A 14,653-nucleotide genomic window follows, 5' to 3' on the forward strand; every position below is an offset into this window, starting at 1 on the left:
ACGCTGCACGAGGTGGCCGCCGGCACGCTCGATTCGCACCAGGAAGGCCTGAGCTACACGGTGCTGGCGCGGCGCAACCACTTCGGCTTCACGCTCGGTGAGTTGCGCGGGCTGGACGCCGCCAACCGCACATTGAAGCTGGGGGCGATCCACGACGAGCACGGCAAGCTGCTGGTGCCCGAGCGCTCCTTGAGCTACCGCTGGCTGGTGCTGGCGATCGGCAGCGGCTCGAACTTCTTCGGCACGCCCGGCGCCGAGCACGCCTATGTGCTGGAGCAGACGGCCGACGCCGAGCGCTTCCGCCGTCACCTGCAGGCCGCGTTCACGCGCAGTGCGTTCGCCGCCGACAAGCGGTTGGGCATCGTCATCGTCGGCGGCGGCGCCACCGGCGTCGAGCTGTCGGCCGAGTTGATCGAGGCGCACCAGGAGACCCTGGCCAGCCTGGACACCGAAAACGCCTTCCGGCTCGACCTGACCATCGTCGAGGCGGCGCCGCGCATCCTGGCCGGCCTGCCCGAACGCATCTCGGCCCAGGCCAAGACCGCGCTCGAGCGCAAGCAGGTGCGGGTGCTGGTCGACACCAAGGTGCAGGCCCTGCAGCCGGACCGGCTGGTCACGAGCCAGGGCGAAATCCCGGCCGACCTGATCGTCTGGGCGGCCGGCATCAAGGCCTCCGAGGCCAACGCAAGCTTCGGGCTGGCGACCACCAAGGCCAACCAGTTCATCGTCAATGAGAAGCTGGAGACTTCGGTCTACGGCATCTATGCGCTGGGCGACTGCGCGGCCTGCCCGTGGGGCGGCAAGGGCAACGAGGGCAAGTGGGTGCCGTCACGCGCTCAGGCGGCGCACCAGCAGGCGAGCTTTCTCTACACGACCTTGAAGAGCCTGCTGCACGAGCGCGAGCCCAGCGGCCAGTTCCGCTACAAGGACTTCGGCTCGCTCGTCTCGCTGGGCGAGAACAAGGGTGTCGGCAACCTGATGGGCGGCCTGGGCGGGCGCAACTTCTTTGTCGAGGGGCTGCTGGCGAAGTGGATGTACATGTCGCTGCACCTGATGCATCACCGCGCGATCCTCGGCACCAGCGGCACCTTCGTGCTGGCGCTGGCGCGGCTGCTGCAGCGGCGGGTGTCGGGCCGCCTGAAACTGCACTGAACGGGTTAGTGTCCTGTCCCGCAGAGAACTGTCATTGCGACGGGCCGCAATGGCGCGCTCGCGCGCCCGGCCATCAGGGCAGATACGCTGGGTATCTGCCCAGCCGTCCGGCCACACGATCATCACCATCTGGTCGAATCTCAATGGCAGTTCTCTGTGGGACAGGACACTTTCAGAAGCTCTTCTTCGCGATCCGCCCGTGGGCGTCGTTGACCAGCATCAGCGCCGCCGAGCCGTAGTACTTGTGGAATTCGGCGACCATCTCGCCGTTGATCACGACCGGGTCGGTGGCGACCCAGCCGCGCGCTTCTTCGATGTCGGGCGTGGCCATCACGAACAGGCCGCGCCAGCCATCGACACCGTCGAACGGGCCGGCCAGCGCCAGCTTGCCCTCCTTGGCCAGCCGGTTGATGTTGGCGAAATGGCCGGCGAACATCGTGTCGCGCTCAGGGCCTTTGGGCATCTGCTTCGGCCCGGTCTTCAGAACCACCAGCACGTACGAGCGCATGCCGTGCTCGTCGGCGCCGACGGAGCGCGCCAGTTCGGCGTCGAACGCCGTCTTGGGCGGCTCGGCAGGCGCCTGGGCCCCCGTGACGGCCGACAACGCGGCGAAGCCCAGCCCGATCAGCCCTTGACGAACACGGTTCATGCCCCATCTCCAATGAACGACACGCCCCGATCCTAAGTGGGGCGCCCGCTCCATCGGCCATAGGGGCCGGCCCTAGAATCCAGCCCCTCGACAGCCCGAGCGGCCTCCCAGACGTGCCCCAAGACCTTTCCACCCGCCTCGGCCGCCTTCGGGCCTGGCTCAGCATGCATTTGGTGGACCATGGCTTCATCCGCGCGGTCTACAACAACTTCCACGACCTGGGCGGCGGCATGTACCGCCTGTCGCAGCCGAGCCCGGCGCAGATCCGCGGCTACCAAGAGCGCTTCGGCATCAAGACCATCGTCAACCTGCGCGGCGACCATGGCTACGGTTCGTATGCGATGGAGGCCGAGGCCTGCCGGGAACTCGGCATCACGCTGGTCGACCACAAGCTGTACTCGCGCCAGGCGCCCAACCTGCCGACGCTGGAAGCGACCAAGGCCTTGTTCGACTCGATCGAGTACCCGGCGCTGATCCACTGCAAGTCAGGCGCCGACCGCGCGGGCCTGGGCAGCGCGCTGTACAAGCATTTCCGCATGGGCGTGCCGATCGCCGAAGCCAAGCGTGAGCTGAGCTGGCGCTTCGGCCACTTCCGCATGGGCAAGACAGCCATCCTCGACTACTTCTTCGAGCGCTACCTGGCCGACAACGCGAAAGAGCCGATCGATTTCATGGAGTGGGCGCGCCACCGCTACGTCAAGAAAACGCTGCACCAGGACTTCCACCAGCTGCGCAAAGAGAACGGCATCGGCGACTGGATCCTCGACAAGGTGCTGCACCGTGAATGACAGCCTGACGCTGTACCGCCGGCTGCTGGGCTACATCAAGCCCTACCGCCCTGTGGTGGCGATCTCGCTGCTGGCGATGATGGTGGCGGCGCTGCTGGAGCCGGTGCTGCCGGCGCTGCTGAAGCCGCTGATCAACCACGGTTTCTCGGGCCAGGGCGGTGGCCCCGCGTGGCAGTTGCCGGCGATGCTGATGGGCGCCTTCATGGCCAAGGGCGTGGCCGAGTACTGCGCCAACCTGGCCAGCCAGTGGGTCGCCCAGCGTGCGATCACCGACCTGCGGCAGCAGGTCTTCCACCACCAGACCGGCCTGCCGCTGTCAGCGCACCAGGCACAGACGCACGGTCGCATGTTGTCGCGCGTGCTGTACGACATCCCGCAGGTCGGCCAGGCCTTGTCGAACGCCTGGATCATCGTCGTTCGCGACACGATGATCATCATCGGCCTGACCGCTTTCCTGCTCTACACCGCGTGGCAACTGACGCTGCTGATCGTCGTCGTCGCGCCGCTGGTGGCGGTGATCATCCGCACCGCCAGCCGCAAGCTGCGCGGCTCGAACCTGCAGGTGCAGCAGCTGGTCGGCCAGGTCGCCGGGCTGGTCGAGTCGGCGCTGACCGGCGTCAAGGAGATCAAGATCTTCGGCGCGCGCGACTACGAAGCCGGCCGCTTCAACGCCTTGTCCGAGCGCCTGCGCAAGGCGACGATGAAGACCATCCGCGTGCAGGCGGCCAACGTGCCGCTGGTGCAGGTGCTGGCCGCGGCCGCGGTGTCGGGCGTGATCTTCATGGCCACCACGGTGACCTCGACCAACCCGCTGACACCGGGCGACTTCGGCGCCTTCGTTGCGGCGATGGCGATGCTGTTCGAGCCGATCCGCCGGCTGTCCAACGTCAACTCGACGATCCAGAACGGCCTGGCCGCGGCGCAAGGCATCTTCGCGCTGCTGGACACGCCGGTCGAGCCGGAGCGCGAAGGCCAGCCCGCACCGGCCGGTGTCGACGGCAAGGCCCAGCCGCTGGTGTTTCGCCACGTCGGCTTCACCTACCCGGGCCAGGCCAAGCCGGCGCTCACTAACTTCAATTTGGTGCTGACGCCGGGGCAGACGGTGGCGCTGGTCGGCGCCTCGGGCAGCGGCAAGTCGACCGTCACCAACCTGCTGGCGCGTTTCTACCTGCCCGAAGCCGGCCAGATCCTGTACGGCGACACGCCGATCGAAGCGCTGCCGCTGTCGGCCTGGCGCTCACAGCTGGCACTCGTCGGCCAACAGGTGGTGCTGTTCGACGACACGCTCGCCGCCAACATCGCCTACGGCCGGCCCGACGTGCCGCGCGAAGCGATCGAACGCGCCGCGCGCGCGGCCCATGCGTGGGAGTTCATCGAGAAAGCATCGCAAGGGCTGGACACGCCCTGCGGTGAGAACGGGCTGAACCTGTCCGGCGGCCAGCGCCAGCGCATCGCGATTGCCCGCGCCTTCTTGAAAGACGCGCCGCTGCTGATCCTCGACGAGGCGACCTCGGCGCTGGACAACGAAAGCGAACGCCAGGTCCAGCAGGCGCTGCCCGAGCTGATGGCCGGCCGCACCACGCTGATCATCGCCCACCGCATGTCGACGATCGAACACGCCGACCTGATCGTCGTGATGGACCAGGGCCGCATCGTCGAGCAGGGCCGCCATGCCGAGTTGCTGGCGCGCGGTGGGCACTACACGCGGCTGCATCAGGCGCAGTTCAGCGTGGCAGCAGCACCCGAAGAAGGCCCGGCGGCGGACGGGAGCGCCTGAGCGGCGTGCCGTCACCCGGCACCTAACGCCGGGGGTGAGAGAACTCGTAGTGGCGTCGGCGCGACGCAGCTCACGCGCAGGCGGGTGTCGCGGCGAAAAATGCTGCGGCGCCAGTCGCGGCAACGGAGCCGCCACTCCGGCCATCGCGGGCTTCGTCGGCCGCAAGTGCATTTCGTCCGATCCCACCGCGGGCTGGTCGCAGCCCGGTGGCGCGTCGGCGAGGCGATTTCTAAAGTACCGCCGACCTCCACCCTACCCATGGCTCTCGAAGCGCAGGCCGCAGCCGCCGGTCAAGTCTTCGGGGGCGAGGCTTGACCTGCCACGGTCATGCCCGAGCTGGATTCGCAAGATTGGCAAGGCAGCTGTCTCTTCACATTGTTGGTGTCGACGCTGACGACCTGGTGCGTGGCGCCGGCGCGGCCGACGACGTCTTTCGCCGCCGTGGCATGACGCCGGCGGAAGCGGACCACGGGCGCTGGCGCCGCGACCTCTGCGAAGCGCTGGGCCTGGCGGACGATCCGATGATCCTCAGCCGTCGCGATGCGCTGGCCGCCAGTGTCTGGGACGAAGCCGTTCGCGCGGCTGTGGCGGCGGCCTGCCTTGGAAGCACTTGGGCGTCATACCCCGATGCCCAGCTGCGCCTGAACAACCAGCCTTTGCCTCAGGTCGCTGTCGAAATCGGCCCCTGAAGATCGTCGTGCCAGTACAGCCTGCCCACAGGCTGCCACCGACACACTCTGCAGGAGCACCGACACCATGCCGACGACCGACAAGCCCAAGGGCCCCGCCTCGTACTTCCCTTCGATCGAGAAGACCTACGGCCAGCCGATCTCGCACTGGCTCGGCCTCGTCGCCGGCTTGAAGGGCCTGAAACACATGGAGCAGGTCGACTGGCTCAAGCGCGAACACGGGCTTGGGCATGGCCATGCGAATGCGATCGTGGCCCATCATCTGGCCGGCTCGAAGAAGTAGTGCGACGGGCCGGCCCGCGTCCACAGAGCGGGCCGGCTTGCGTCGGCCCGCTGTGCCCCACTACGCCGTCTTGAACGGCAACTCTCTCGGCGTCTTGCCGGTCAACTTCGCGATCGCGTTAGCGAACGCGGGCGCCAGCGGTGGCAGACCGGGTTCGCCCATGCCGGTCGGCGCGTCGGCGCTGGGCACCGTGTAGACGGCGATCTGCGGCATGTCGGTGATGCGCGGCACCTGGAAGTCGCCGAAGTTGCGTTGCTCGACCTCGCCGTCCTTCAGCGTGATCGCGGCGCCCGGCAAGCACATCGACAAGCCCATCAGCGCGGCGCCTTGCACCTGCGCCTCGACCGTGCGCGGGTTGACGACGAAGTTGCAGTGCACGCCRGCGGTCACCTGGTGCAGCACCGGCTTGCCCTTCTGCACCGAGGCTTCGACGACATAGGCCACCACGGTGTTGAACGACTCGTGCACCGCCACGCCCCAGGCGCGGCCTGCGGCCAGCTTCTTCTTGCCGTAACCGCTCTTGTCGACTGCCAGCTGCAGCGCCGCGCGGTGCCGCGGGTGCTCGTTGCCCATCAGCTTCATCCGGTAGGCCACTGGGTCCTGCTTGGTCTGGCGCGCGATCTCGTCGACCAGCGTTTCCATCACATACGCCGTGTGGGTCGAGCCCACGCTGCGCCACCACAGCACCGGCACGTTGAGCTTCGGGTGATGCACGGTCAGCCGCATCGGCACGTCGTAGGGCTCTTTCATGCCTTCGACCGCGGTGGTGTCGATGCCGTCCTTGACCATCATCGATTCGAACGGCGTGCCGCCGAGGATCGATTGGCCGACGATCGTGTGGTCCCAGGCCAGCACCTTGCCTTGCGCGTCGAAGCCGATGCGGGCGCTGTGCAGGTGCATCGGGCGGTAGTACCCGCCCTGGATGTCGTCTTCGCGGCTCCACAGCGTGCGGATCGGCGCCGCGATACCAGCGCCCTGCGCGGCCTTGACCACGTTGCAGGCCTCGACCACGTAGTCGCTGGTCGCGATCGCGCGCCGGCCGAAGCCGCCGCCGGCCATCTGCACATGCACCGCCACGTTCTGCATCGGCACGCCCAGCACCTTGGCCGCGGCCATGCCGTCCAGCCCCGGCATCTGCGAGCCCATCCACAGCTCGGCCTTGTCGCCTTGCAGCTGCACGGTGCAGTTCAGCGGCTCCATCGGTGCATGGGCCAGGTACGGGAAGACGAATTCGGCCTCGATGCGGTGTGGCGCGTTGGCCAAGCCTGAGACATCGGCGTCGAACTTGCGCGGGCCGGGCTGGCCGACCAGCGCACGGTACTGGGTCAATTGCTTCGCGCTGTCGACCCGCTCGACACCGGCCAGGTCCCACTCGAGTTTCAGCGCGTCGCGCCCCTGCTTGGCCGGCCAGTAGCCGTCGGCAATGATGGCCACGCCTTCGCCGCCACGGTCCACCGGCACGCGCAGCACGGCCTTCACGCCGGGCACCGCCTTCGCGGCGCTGTCGTCCACGCTCTTCAGCTTGCCGCCGAAGACTGGCGGCCGCGCCACCACCGCGGTCAGCATGCCGGGCAGGCGCGTGTCGATGCCGTAGCTCTGCCGGCCGCTGCTCTTGGCCGTGGCATCAAGCCGCGTCGTCGCGTGGCCGATCAGGCGAAAGTCCTTCGGGTCTTTCAGCGCCACGTCTGAAGGCACTGGCAATTTCATCGCCTCTTCGGCCAGCTCGCCATAACTCAGCTGCTGGCCGTTCGGGCCAAGGACCATGCCGTCACGCGTGCGCAGCGTCGCCGCGTCCACCTTCCAGCGCGCGGCGGCAGCCGACACCAGCATCGCGCGGGCCCGCGCGCCCAGCTCGCGGTACTGCATGTAGCTGTGCGCGATCGAGCCCGAGCCGCCAGTCAGGTGCATACCGAACAGCGGGTCGACATAGGCCGGGTCGTTCGTGCCGTGCGTGCTGCGGACCTTGGACCAGTCCGCGTCCAGCTCCTCGGCCAGGATCATCGGCAGCGCGGTCTGCACGCCCTGGCCGAAGTCGAGCCGGTTGATCGTGACGGTGACGGTGCCATCCGATGCGATGTGGACGAAAGCCGAGGGCTGCTGGAAGGGTTTCAGGCCCGCGGCAGGTGCTGCGCCCTGCGCGACGGCGGCCAGCGGGAACGCGCCGAGCGCGAAGCCGCTGGCGGCAGAGAGTTTGAGGAAGCTGCGACGGGCGATGCCACTCGGCGGGGCGCCGGCGTCGCGCGCCAGCATGGCTCGCAGGGCCCTGGGCAGTTCGTCGGCCAGGTCCTGGGCGGTTGCGTGTTCGAAAAGCATGTGCGTCTCCCCGTTCAGGCCAGCGACTTGGCGGCGTCGCCGACAGCGGCGCGGATGCGCGCATAGGTGCCGCAGCGGCAGATGTTGCCGGCCATGGCCGCATCGATCTCGGCTTCGGTCGGCCGCTTGCCCTTGGGCAGCGACTTCAGGAAGGCGGTGGCCGTCATGATCTGTCCGCTCTGGCAGTAGCCGCACTGCGCCACGTCGTGCTTGACCCAGGCGGTGTGCACGGCCTGGCCGACCTTGTCGTGGCCGTCGGTCACTGATTCGATCGTCGTGATCTTCTGGCCCGCGGCGGCCGAGATCGGCGTGACGCAGGAGCGGATGGCCTGGCCGTTCATGTGCACGGTGCAGGCACCGCACAGCGCGGCGCCGCAGCCRAACTTGGTGCCGGTCATGCCGAGCGTGTCACGCAGCGCCCACAGGATGGGCGTGCCAGGGTCGACATCGAGCGCCTGGTCGCGCCCGTTGACGTTCAAGGTGGTCGTCATGCGAAATCCTCCTGGTGGCCGGCGAGTGTCGAACCAAGCCGGTGGCCGCCGTTAGCCTGAAGCTGCGAGTTCATTGCCTGATCGTCCGGCGGGCGCGAGCAGCCGGCAAGGACGGGCCGGTCTTCGCTAGCATCCAGGCCTGCGCCCCTGGGCCGGAGATGCGCCATGCTGCAACGAGTCACCCCACCGCCTTCTGACGCCGACGACGACCGTGCCGAGGCCAGCCGCCAGGCGCTGGCGCGGGCGATCCAGCGTCGGGCGCCGGATGGCGGGCTGCACCGCCTGCCCGAGCTGCCGGCGCTGGCGATGTTTCGCAGCAGCAGCACGGCCGGCCCGGTCTGCGGCGTCTACGAGACCGGCGTTGCGCTGATCGTGCAGGGCAGCAAGCGGGTGCTGCTGGGGCCGGACAGCTTCGTCTATGGCCGCGACCATTTCCTGATCGCCTCGTTGAACCTGCCGGCGGTCGCGCAGATCCTGGAGGCCAGCCCCGAGCGGCCCTACCTGGCGGTGATGCTGCGGCTGGACGCGCACGAGATCGCCCAGCTGATGATGGACGGCCATGTGCCGCCACCGCGCCCGCAGGCCGCCGAGCGGGCCATGGCCACCGGCCGCGTCACCGCGCCGCTGCTCTGTGCGTTCCAGCGCCTGGTCGATCTGCTGGACGAGCCCGAGTCGATCCCGGCGCTGGCCCCGCTGGCGCAGCGTGAGATCGTCTACCGCCTGCTGATGAGCGAGCAAGGCGACCGACTGCGCCAGATCGGCGCTGCCGGCAGCCAGAGCCACCAGATCGGCCGCGCGATCGACTGGTTGAAGACGCATTTCGCCGAACCGCTGCGCGTCGAGGCGCTGGCCGAGCTGGTGCGCATGAGCCCGTCGACCTTCCACCACCACTTCCGCGCCCTGACGGCGATGAGCCCGCTGCAGTACCAGAAGTGGCTGCGGCTGACCGAAGCGCGGCGCCTGATGCTGGCCGAACGGCTGGACGCGTCGACCGCCGCCTTCCGCGTCGGCTATGAAAGCCCGTCGCAGTTCAGTCGCGAATACAGCCGCCAGTTCGGCGCGCCGCCGATGCGCGACATGGCTGGGTTGCGATTGCAAACTTCGCCCGCCGAATCATCAGCGTGACACGCCCGGCCTGCGGGCCCCGGTGTAGCAGCCGCTAGAGTGTGCGCACGCTGGAGACAAGACGATGAGGGATGAGGGAATCGAGGTGGCGGCCACCCGCTGGGCGCGTCACGCCGTGTTGATGCTCGCATTGCTGGCGCTGCTGCTGGTCGCGACATGGTGGACTCGGCGATCGACCGTGCCACCGCTGGAGGCCGACGAGTTCAAGGCCGTGGTGGCCGAGATCGACGCGATGATCAAGACGCAGGAGAGCAAGGTCCGCGACTTCGTCGTGCACGAGGCCACGCCAGAGCGCATCGAGCGGCTGTACCGCAGCGATGCAGTGGCACAGCTGTCGAAAGCCCAGCGCGAGAACGGGCTGATCTTTGCGGGGCAGTCTGCATTGCTCCACTTCGAGGCGCCATCGGACATCGTGCACGCCATCGATCGCTGGTTTCCGCAGGAGATGGCGAACGCCCGACGCGAAAAGCACCTGTGGCAGGGCGACGTGCACCTGTACGGACCGTTCGCCAGTTGGAACGACGAGCCGGCCACCTTCGTGACGCTGTGGAACTGCGTGCCGCAGCGCGCCTGGCTGCAGCCCGACAAGTCGCCGTTCGACCCCGAGGCCGATGGGGGTCTGGGCTACATGGGATTGGCGGCACGCAGCTCGAGCGAACTCGACTTCGGCGACTGCGTGCGCGAACGCAGCGGCTGGGTCACGTTCTTCGACGAGGCTCAGCAGGCGAAGGTCAAGGCCGACGGTCAGCAGATGGCAGCTCGGATGCAGCCGCTGCTGACCGCCCGCTTCGCCGACCACCTCGCGCAACGTGGCTGCCGTGGCACCGGCCCGGACGACTGCGTGCTGGTCTCGCTGCTGTGGTCCAGCCTCGCTCCAGCCGACCATCGGCTGGCCGCCGCGCTGCGAACGATCGAGGGCGAGGTCAAGCCCGGCTCGCCGCTGACCGCGCCAGCCGGCACGGACGCGGACAGCCAGCCGGGCCGCCGCGCGCGCCTGCTGCACGGCCTGCGACAGTCCGCCTTCCTGCGCGCCAAAATGGCGTCGATGACCGCCGCGCCCGAGCTCTGGCCGGCCGATTCGGTGCCGCCGACCTTGCAGCAGCTCGTGCAGTTGCAAGCCCAGCTGGACCTCGCGCGCAACGACACGCAATTCAATTGGTCGCGCTACGAAGTGCCGTACTACAACGAGGCCATCGACCCCTGGCCGGGCCTGAAAGGCATCGCGGCGCACCCGGCCGGAGCGGCGGCGCTTCGAACGCAGCTGGAGGCCTTCCCCGATGGCGGGAACTGCGAGCCGCAGACGCTCTGGCTGAAACAGATCCCGAAGCCGCTGACCGCATCCATCGCGCTGGCCGCCTGGACGAACGGGCGGCCGACGCGATGCCTGCAGCCCGACTGGGAATGGCTGCGCAGCGCGCCCGCCGCCGAGACCCGACCGGTTCAGGCGGCACTGGCGGCGCTGGTCAAAGGCGAATCCGGCCAGATTCACGAGCAGGTGCTGGACGGCCTGACCGCACAGGGTTCGGCTTGCTTCGGCGAAGGTGCGAAGGACACGTCCGCCGAGCTGCGCGCTTTGTGCAGCGCCTGGATCTCGGGGCCTCAGGAGGTGACCCACCTGTCGGCCGGCAGCGGCCGCAGCGTTCAAGCGGGCGACACCTTCGAGCCGCTGACGCTGCCCGAAATGCCCGCCACGCTGATAGACGAGCAACCCGACATCGCGCAGCGCCATGCCGCGTGGCTCGCCGGCGTGCTGCGTCCGCTCGGAGCGTCGGAGAACGACGCGGCCGCTGTGACGCGTGCGATTCGCGCTGCCGGCAAGCTGCTGGGTGGGCTGCAGGGTTGGCGTAGCAAGGACGGCAAACTGCAGGTGCTGACGGTGGAGCTGATGCCGGCCCGTTCGGACGGCGGAGCGCCCTCTGCCCCGCCACCATGGCCTTACGACAACGAACGGCTGCTGCTCGTTCTCTCACCCGGCCGTTTGATCGCAGCGGGCATGCCGGGCCGCTTCGCCTACCAGTACGACGCCGGCGCCATCACCAGGCTCACCGACATCGACCATGACGGCCGACCCGAGGTCTGGCTGAGCGGCACTTTCGGTGAATGCGACGGTGACGACGAGCAGACAGAAGCCGATTGCCTGACCACCATCAACTACATGGGCGAGATATGGGGTGACACGCTGAGCTACTTCGCGTGGACACCGACCAACGCTGCACCTGCCGCCAACACCCGGCCGTGAGCTGACACCGAAAGCGGCGACAGGCGCGGGCCAACCCTCGCATCCCGATCGGCACGGTCGGCGTATCGTCAACGAGGCGGCCACTCCGGCCGGCCGTTGGCAAGAGGTGCGCGATGTCCGTTCCCACCCTTCCGCATCCCGGCGCATCGGCCGCCGCGGCAGGTGCGTTGTCGAGGGCGCTGGCCACGTTGGCGGCGATCGTCGCGGCCTTGTTCGCGCTCGGGGCGATGGAGTACGCGCTGGCGTTGGCCGCCGGCCGCGTGCCGCTGCTGGTGCAGGCGTTGGCGGGGCTGACGTCGGCCGATTTCGCGTTTGGGCCGCGGGCGACCACCGTCTACATGGTGCAGCACTACACCGCCGCGCTGCCGCGGCTGGGCTCGCACATGGCGCTGGGTGGGCTGGCGCTGGGTTTGGGTGTGCTGCAGCTGGTGCCGTCGCTGCGCCGGCGCCACCCGCGCTGGCACCGCGCAAGCGGGCTGGTCGTCTGGCTGGCCACGCTGGCCAGCATGGTCGGCGCGATCGGCTTTCTGGTCTACATCCCGATGCGCGAAGGCTCGTCGGGCCCGGCCTTCCACCTGGGCCTGTGGGCGCTCGCGCTGTTGACGCTGGCGCTGCTGTCGCAAGCGGTGCTGGCCGTTCGGGCGCGGGACTACCGCTCCCACATGGTCTGGATGGCCTGCGTGTTCGGCTGCCTGGCCACGGCGCCGATGCTGCGCGTGAACTGGACGCTGTGGGGCCGTTTCAGCCAGATGGACCAGGAGACCGCCAACCTGGCCACCGGCACGCTGGTGCTGCTGCAGACCTTGGCGCTGATGGCGTTGTGGCTGGCCCGCGTCGGCGACCGTGACCAGCCGTCACGTGAGTCCCATACGGAAACGAGCGCATGGCCGATGGCCGTGGTGACAGCGCTCGTCGCCGGCTCAGCCGCGGTGGTGCTGCACGAAGCGGCCGCCGCTCTGGCGGGTTTGGACGGCCTGGCGCGCTGGCGCACCCAGCCGGCCGACCACCTGCCCGCAGTCGGTGTCGCAGTGTGGGCGCTGGGCAGCCTGCTGACCCTGGCCGGCTTTGGCCGCGGCTGGCGCAGTGCACTGGCCGGCCAGGCCCCGAGCCCCGGGTTGACCGCCGCCGGCGCGCTGGCCGGCATCGGCGCCATCGTCATCGGCCTGACGCATGCCACTGACACCTTGGCGCGCCAGGCCACGGCGACCTTCTGGGTCGGCTACGGCTGCTTGACGTTGGTGCTGCTGGCCGCCGCGCTGAGGGTCCGCCCGACCAGCGGCGGCCGCAATGCCTGCGCGCTGTTCTGGCTCTGCCTGCAGTGGATGCCTTCGCAGCTGCCGGGCTTTCTGCTGCTCGGCTGGGCCTTGGGCCTGCGGTTCGACGAAGCGATGGCGCAGGCGCTGGTCAATGGGGTCGGCGGTGTCGCGGTGGCCGGGCTGGCCACCGGCTACGGCGCCCGCCTGCACGGACTGAACTCGGCCCGCCAGCCCTCGCTCAAGGAATCTCGACCGTGATCGCCTTGTTCAGCCGCTCGATCAGCTCGTCCGGCACGGCCTTGCTGCACAGGATGTAGCGGCGTTCGCCCGGTGGCAGGTCGGCGAAATGCAGCACCCGCAGCTGTTGCGCCGGCACGCTGGTCTGATCGACCAGGAAGGCTGCCTCTTCCTCGGCGGCGAACATGAAGTGGGCGCGCTGCGCGGCCACCATGTGGATCATGGCCACCGATTCAGTGCTGGTCACCACCCGCTCGACCTTGCTTTGCGCCAGCAGGTTATCGATCAGCGGACCGTATGAAAACCCGTCCTTGACCAGCACCTGCAGGCCAGGTTGGCGCAGCGTGTCGGCCAGGGTGGCGTTGGCGGTGCGGTAGTCGGCATGCGCCAGGCCCACGGTGGGCCGGTCGCGGTAGATCGGCTTGCTGAACTTGAAGTGCAGCTCACGGTCGGGGTTCTTGAACCAGCCTAATGCGCAGGCCGGCTGCACACTGTCCTTCAGCGTGACGAGCTGGCGCACCGTCGGCAACTCCACCCAGCGAAAGGGGATGCCCGCGGCCTTGAACGCCTGTGCCGCCGGCGTCGCAGTCAGACCGCTGACGACGTCGCTGCCGGGGCGCTGCACCGCATAGGGCGGACGCTCGAAAAAGTACAGCGCCAGCGGCTCGGCGGCCCGGGTCGTGCCAACTGCCATCAAACCGCAGGCGGCCGCCACACGCCACCAAAGGGTTCGTCCCAAAGCGGCCATTCGGCGCCGCCCTTGTCAGACGCCCGGGTGCAAAGGCCGCGGCGGCATCAATAGGCCGCCGGACTCGCCGGGAATCGGGTCGAAGCCATGGGCGGACCAGCGCTCGRCAGCCCGCTCGATGAGCGCGCGATCGCTGGCCACGAAGTTCCACCACATCATGCGGGGCGTCTCCAACGGCGCGCCACCGATGACCACGACACGGGTCGGCAAGGCGGCGCGCAGCACCGCACCGTCGGCGCCGGTCACCAGCGCCATCTCGCCGGTGGGCAGCATCTCGCCAGCCATTTCGATGCACTCGGTCGGGCTGTAGACCGCCATTTCCTCGGCCAGCCGCGGCAGCGTCCACGGCACGCCGGCGGGCAGCTCGATGTCCAGGTACAAGGTGGGCGAGGCGGCGCGCACCGGCGAGCGCAGGCCGAAAGCTTCGCCGACCAGCAAGCGCAGCGTCGCACCCTCGACCACCTGCTGCGGAATGTCCTCGGCCGCCACATGCTGGAAGGCCGGCTCGCCCTGCTCCGCATCCAGCGGCAACGCGACCCACAGCTGCAGCCCGTGCAGCCGGCGCGCCTGGCCGCGCTGCGCTTCGGGCGTGCGCTCGCTGTGCACGATGCCGCGGCCGGCGGTCATCCAGTTGACGGCGCCGGGGGCGATTTCTTGCACCGTGCCCATGCTGTCGCGGTGCAAGAAACCGCCCTCGAACAAATAGGTGACCGTGGCCAGCCCGATGTGCGGGTGTGGCCCGACATCGGTGTCGGCATCGGCGGCCAGGGTCACCGGGCCGAAATGGTCGAAGAAGACGAACGGCCCGACCGCGCGCCGCGCCGCCACCGGCAGCACACGCCGAACTTGCAAACCGCCGGCCAGGTCGGTGACCCGGGGTGTCCATCGCTGCATGCGATCTCCCTT

13 protein-coding genes are annotated in these 14,653 nt (G+C 68.9%); 8 read left to right on the top strand and 5 right to left on the bottom strand.

All coding sequences use genetic code 11. The features are described from left to right. Window positions 1-1,152: NAD(P)/FAD-dependent oxidoreductase (locus tag AC1DYI_RS13540; protein WP_477204641.1), on the top strand; the 1,152-nt coding region annotated here is incomplete at its 5' end. 172 nt (window positions 1,153-1,324) lie between these two features. On the opposite strand, the gene AC1DYI_RS13545 is transcribed toward AC1DYI_RS13540, so the two are convergent. Next, window positions 1,325-1,801 carry a YciI family protein gene (locus AC1DYI_RS13545; protein WP_477204642.1) on the bottom strand — a complete coding sequence of 159 codons (477 nt, stop codon included), beginning with the start codon at window positions 1,799-1,801 and terminating at the stop codon, window positions 1,325-1,327. A 164-nt stretch (window positions 1,802-1,965) separates the two neighbouring features. On the opposite strand from AC1DYI_RS13545, the gene AC1DYI_RS13550 reads away from it, so the two are divergent. From AC1DYI_RS13550 to AC1DYI_RS13565, 4 genes are all read left to right on the top strand, one after another. After that, a complete protein-coding gene (locus AC1DYI_RS13550; protein ID WP_477204643.1) occupies window positions 1,966-2,589 on the top strand; it encodes a protein-tyrosine phosphatase family protein in 624 nt (207 codons plus the stop codon). Beyond that, the gene (gene msbA / locus AC1DYI_RS13555) at window positions 2,582-4,366 is read left to right on the top strand and encodes a lipid A export permease/ATP-binding protein MsbA (RefSeq protein WP_477204644.1); all 1,785 of its coding nucleotides are present in this window, start codon (window positions 2,582-2,584) and stop codon (window positions 4,364-4,366) included. The genes AC1DYI_RS13550 and msbA overlap by 8 nt, the downstream gene beginning before the upstream one ends. Window positions 4,367-4,716: 350 nt before the next feature. Continuing rightward, a complete protein-coding gene (locus AC1DYI_RS13560) occupies window positions 4,717-5,055 on the top strand; it encodes a hypothetical protein (RefSeq protein ID WP_477204645.1) in 339 nt (112 codons plus the stop codon). 67 nt (window positions 5,056-5,122) lie between these two features. Further along, complete coding sequence (locus AC1DYI_RS13565) at window positions 5,123-5,338, top strand: DUF4287 domain-containing protein (protein ID WP_477204646.1); 216 nt, start codon at window positions 5,123-5,125, stop codon at window positions 5,336-5,338. Window positions 5,339-5,398: 60 nt separating this feature from the next. Here AC1DYI_RS13565 and AC1DYI_RS13570 read toward each other — a convergent pair whose 3' ends face one another. Then, window positions 5,399-7,588 (bottom strand): xanthine dehydrogenase family protein molybdopterin-binding subunit, encoded by a 2,190-nt coding sequence (locus AC1DYI_RS13570; RefSeq protein ID WP_477204652.1) that lies wholly within the window; start codon window positions 7,586-7,588, stop codon window positions 5,399-5,401. A 77-nt stretch (window positions 7,589-7,665) separates the two neighbouring features. Further along, window positions 7,666-8,142: a (2Fe-2S)-binding protein gene (locus AC1DYI_RS13575; RefSeq protein ID WP_477204647.1), complete on the bottom strand. Its 477-nt coding sequence runs from the start codon at window positions 8,140-8,142 to the stop codon at window positions 7,666-7,668. Window positions 8,143-8,307: 165 nt separating this feature from the next. Here AC1DYI_RS13575 and AC1DYI_RS13580 point away from each other — a divergent pair, with 165 nt between their 5' ends. From AC1DYI_RS13580 to AC1DYI_RS13590, 3 genes are all read left to right on the top strand, one after another. After that, window positions 8,308-9,267 (top strand): AraC family transcriptional regulator, encoded by a 960-nt coding sequence (locus tag AC1DYI_RS13580; protein WP_477204648.1) that lies wholly within the window; start codon window positions 8,308-8,310, stop codon window positions 9,265-9,267. 64 nt (window positions 9,268-9,331) lie between these two features. After that, window positions 9,332-11,506 carry a hypothetical protein gene (locus AC1DYI_RS13585; protein WP_477204649.1) on the top strand — a complete coding sequence of 725 codons (2,175 nt, stop codon included), beginning with the start codon at window positions 9,332-9,334 and terminating at the stop codon, window positions 11,504-11,506. A 113-nt stretch (window positions 11,507-11,619) separates the two neighbouring features. After that, window positions 11,620-13,020, top strand: coding sequence for a DUF2306 domain-containing protein (locus AC1DYI_RS13590; protein WP_477204650.1), 1,401 nt, complete (start codon window positions 11,620-11,622; stop codon window positions 13,018-13,020). On the opposite strand, the gene AC1DYI_RS13595 is transcribed toward AC1DYI_RS13590, so the two are convergent. Beyond that, window positions 13,001-13,738, bottom strand: a complete 738-nt coding sequence (locus AC1DYI_RS13595; RefSeq protein WP_477204651.1) for a hypothetical protein — start codon at window positions 13,736-13,738, stop codon at window positions 13,001-13,003. The genes AC1DYI_RS13590 and AC1DYI_RS13595 overlap by 20 nt on opposite strands. 24 nt (window positions 13,739-13,762) lie before the next feature. Next, window positions 13,763-14,641, bottom strand: coding sequence for a pirin family protein (locus AC1DYI_RS13600; protein ID WP_477204653.1), 879 nt, complete (start codon window positions 14,639-14,641; stop codon window positions 13,763-13,765). Window positions 14,642-14,653: the final 12 nt, after the last annotated feature.

This window comes from Ideonella sp. P3_A4, from assembly GCF_056403075.1.